Source organism: Bacillus sp. JJ1127, assembly GCF_036965845.1.
Classification (GTDB): domain Bacteria; phylum Bacillota; class Bacilli; order Bacillales; family Bacillaceae_G; genus Bacillus_A.
This window is the reverse complement of record NZ_JBALQK010000019.1, coordinates 16,553-20,627: the sequence shown is the minus strand read 5'-3', so window position 1 is coordinate 20,627 and position 4,075 is coordinate 16,553. Positions and strand designations below refer to the sequence as shown.

The 4,075-nt window shown below is 38.3% G+C and carries 4 protein-coding genes; all 4 read right to left on the bottom strand.

The annotated features are described in order from the left end of the window. Window positions 1-219: 219 nt before the first annotated feature. The 4 genes from qoxD to qoxA are packed head-to-tail and all read right to left on the bottom strand — an operon-like array spanning window position 220 to window position 3,987. The gene (gene qoxD, locus V7183_RS02660) at window positions 220-525 is read right to left on the bottom strand and encodes a cytochrome aa3 quinol oxidase subunit IV (RefSeq protein ID WP_097896451.1); all 306 of its coding nucleotides are present in this window, start codon (window positions 523-525) and stop codon (window positions 220-222) included. A gap of 2 nt (window positions 526-527) precedes the next feature. Further along, window positions 528-1,130, bottom strand: coding sequence for a cytochrome aa3 quinol oxidase subunit III (gene qoxC / locus V7183_RS02655; RefSeq protein WP_097896449.1), 603 nt, complete (start codon window positions 1,128-1,130; stop codon window positions 528-530). A gap of 13 nt (window positions 1,131-1,143) precedes the next feature. Further along, complete coding sequence (qoxB, locus tag V7183_RS02650) at window positions 1,144-3,078, bottom strand: cytochrome aa3 quinol oxidase subunit I (RefSeq protein ID WP_141523261.1); 1,935 nt, start codon at window positions 3,076-3,078, stop codon at window positions 1,144-1,146. Between the two features lie 33 nt (window positions 3,079-3,111). Beyond that, on the bottom strand, window positions 3,112-3,987 hold the full coding sequence (gene qoxA / locus V7183_RS02645; RefSeq protein WP_097896445.1) for a cytochrome aa3 quinol oxidase subunit II: 876 nt from the start codon (window positions 3,985-3,987) through the stop codon (window positions 3,112-3,114). Between the last annotated feature and the right edge of the window lie 88 nt (window positions 3,988-4,075).

Here is a 4,075-nt window from a genome sequence, read left to right as displayed (position 1 = left end):
AATGGATTTATATAGTAATATTTTACCATGGTAAAATAAGAATCTTAAGAAAAATTTCTGAGGTATTAAGATTTAGAAAAAGAAGATGTGATGATTACTCAATTTCTTATTGACATATATATGAAAAAATATCTTCCTAAAATCGAGAGGGGAAGAGAAAATAGTACAATAAATAAAAAAAGACTGCTGAGATTACCTCAGCAGTCTTTTTCATGTCTATTACATAGAGAAGAAAATCCAAACTGTACCAACAACCGTTACTGCAGCGATGAAAAAGTGGAATACGATAGCCATTGTTTGTATTACACCTTCGCCTTCTGTCATGTGCATAAACATAACAAATTGCAATGCTGCTTGTGCCACTGCCATTACAAGAATGGCTGTTAAGATTGTTGAAAGTGACATGCTTGTATATAACGCTACATATACAGCGAGGAACGTTAATGCAAGCGATAAAATAAATCCGAAAACGTGTGACCATGGAAAGCCGCTATGTGCGTTTGCTTGTGTATTGTTTTGTCCCATTATTACGCCACCATCCCATTCAAGTAAACTAGTGTGTAAATGAAGATCCAAACAACATCAAGGAAATGCCAGTATAAGCTGATAATAAATACTTTACGAGCTGTAACTGGTGTTAAACCTCGTTTTAGAATTTGGATAATAACACAAGTTGCCCAAATGATACCAGCTGTTACGTGGGCACCGTGCGTTCCAAGAAGAACGAAGAATCCAGATAAGAAACCACTTGTTTGGATTGTTGCGCCTTCTGCAACATAAGCCATAAACTCTTCAACTTCAAAGAAAAGGAAGCCTGCACCTAAAATTAATGTGAAGATGAACCATCCTAACGTCGCTTTTTGGTTGTGCTTGCGCATTTCATGAATTGCGATACCGCATGTAAAACTACTTGTTAAAAGTAGGAGTGTTTGAATTAAAAGGGTTTTAAGTTCAAACAGGTCAGCTGGTGTAGGGCCATCAGCCGTACGACCAGCAAGTACTAGATAAGAGGCGAAAAGTGTTGCGAACAGCACGATTTCAGCCCCAAGAAAAATCCAGAACCCTAAAATATTCAATCTGCTTTGTTCAGATTGATATTCTAAAGGTAAGCTTTTATCTAAAGCCGCCATTTCGTTTCACCTCTCATGCAACATGTTCTGTCTTTTTAATTTCATCTACGCTAACGTAGTATCCGTTGTCGTAATCAAACGAGCGCCAGATCATACAACCTAACATACCAATACCACCGACAATTGCTAACCAGAACCAGCTAAATACTAATGCAAAACCTGCAAGACCAATCAAACAAGACATAATGATTGGAACGCCTGTATTACTTGGCATATGAATTGGTTTTAATTCTTCAGGTTTTGGTGTAATAGATTCGCCGTTTTTCTTCATTTCCCAGAATACATCGCTAGACTTAATTTCTGGTAATTTGGCGAAGTTGTAATGTTGTACTGGAGATTGTGTTGCCCACTCAAGTGTACGAGCATCCCAAGGGTCTCCAGTTACATCGCGCTCACCATGACGAATGCTATAAACTACGTTGTAGCATAATAAGGCGAAGCCAACTGCCATCATTACTGCACCGACAGATGCGATTAAGTTTAATCCGCCCCATCCAAGGTCTGCAGAGTAAGTGTACATACGACGAGTCATACCATCTAAACCTAGGAAGTACATTGGGAAGAAACAGATGTTAAATCCGATCATAAAGATCCAGAATGTCCATTTACCAAGACGTTCATTTAGCATATGACCAGTCATCTTTGGATACCAGAATGTAAATCCAGCAAGCATCGCGAATACTGTACCAGCGATTAATACGTAGTGGAAGTGAGCGATTAGGAAGTAGCTGTTATGGTATTGATAGTCAGCTGCTGCCATCGCAAGCATAACCCCCGTAACTCCACCAATTACGAAGTTTGGAATAAATGCCAATGACCAAAGCATTGGAACTGTAAAACGGATACGACCTTTATAAAGCGTAAACAACCAGTTAAAGATTTTAACACCGGTTGGGATCGAAATTGCCATTGTTGAAATCGAGAAGAATGAGTTAACTGCTGGTCCTGCACCCATTGTAAAGAAGTGATGCAGCCATACAAGACCACTTAAAGTTGCGATTGCAACCATTGAATAAACCATTGCAGTATATCCAAATAAGCGTTTACGTGAGAATGTACTTACGATTTCAGAGAAAATACCGAATGCCGGTAAAATAACGATATATACTTCAGGGTGACCCCATACCCAGAACAAGTTCGCCCAAAGCATTGGCATACCGCCGCTCGCCATTGTAAAGAAGTGAGCATCAAATAGACGGTCGAAAGTCATTAATGCAAGAGCAACTGTTAATACTGGGAATGCAAAGATAATGATAAGACATGTAATTAAAATAGACCAAGTAAACATTGGCATTTGCATTAATTTCATGCCTGGTGCACGCATTTTTAAGATTGTTACAAGGAAGTTAATCCCTGTCATCAGCGTCCCGAGACCTGAAATCTGCAAGGCAATTGCATAGAAGTTATTTCCTACTCCAGGTGAGAACTCTGTACCAGCCATTGGGAAGTATGATGTCCACCCAGCATCTGGAGAACCACCGATAACGAAGGCGATATTAAATAACATAGCACCTACGAAGAATAACCAAAAACTTAATGCATTTAAGAAAGGAAATGCAACGTCACGTGCTCCAATTTGAAGAGGAACAACAACGTTCATAATTCCCATAACAAACGGCATTGCCATGAAGAGGATCATAACTGTACCGTGTGTTGTAAAGATTCCGTTATAGTGTTCAGCGTTTAAATATGTTGTGTCAGGAAACGTTAACTGGGCACGAATCATTAATCCGTCCATACCACCACGGAACATCATTACAATTGCTGAAATGATATACATAACCCCAATTTTCTTATGGTCAACAGAAGTTAACCACTCATCCCAAAGCCATCTCCATTTTTTGTACTTTGTTAGCACAAAAAGGATTGCTAACGTCACAAGAACAATAGATACGTCCGCTCCGTAAATAATCGGATCGCCTGTGACAAAAAATTCATCAAGCTTCACTATATTCACTCCAATCTGTTGGAATATTCGTTATTACTTTTTGTTTTTGTAGTAGTTGTAATCACAATATTCAAGTGATTTTGGATCTACATATTTTAAGTGTGTATTAGAGAATGTCATACGCCCTACTACACCAGGTTTAATAATTTCATTGTATTTTTCTTCTGTAAGTGGTTTAGCTGTTTCTTTTACTTCTTTTACCCACTTGTCATACTTATCTTTTGTTTTTGCTTCAAGCTCAAATTCCATGTCAGTGAATCCTTCACCTGAGAAGTTTGCGCTACGGCCAATGTAAGAACCTGGCTTATCAGCTTGTAGATATAGGTCCATGATCATGCCATCCATTGTGTATTTCATACCACCAAGCTCTGGAATCCAGAAAGCATTCATTGGACCAACCGATGTTAATTTAAATTGAATTGGTGTACCAGCTGGTACATTTAAATAGTTAACGGTTTCAATATTTTCCTCTGGATAACTAAATAACCATTTCCAGTTGGCAGATGTAACGTAAATTTCAACTGGTTTCATATCTTTTGTTTGCTCTGGCGGCTTTTCCGATGCAAATGTTGTTTTTACTGTTGGGATTGACAATGCAATCACGATGATAACAGGGAAAATAGTCCAGATAACCTCTAAAAGCGTATTACCGTGTATATCAGGTGGCTCATAGTCCATATTTTCTGGTTTTTCACGGTAACGAATCAAGATGACTGTAAACAAGATGAATACAATTGCAATAATCAACGACATGAGTATGAATGACCAAATAATCAAATCATACTGTGCTTTTGCAACAGGCCCCTGCGGATTTAATACTGCAAGTTTTTTATCACAGCCACCGAGGAACAAGAGTAATGACAGTGGAAGAAGTGAAGCCAACTTCCAAAATTTTTTTTTCAGTTGCACGATTGAAAATCTCCTTTCTCCTTGGATTGAAACTATGCCAATAAAACAATATAAACCTATTAATTTATAGAAGGCAATAGTTTTTGTC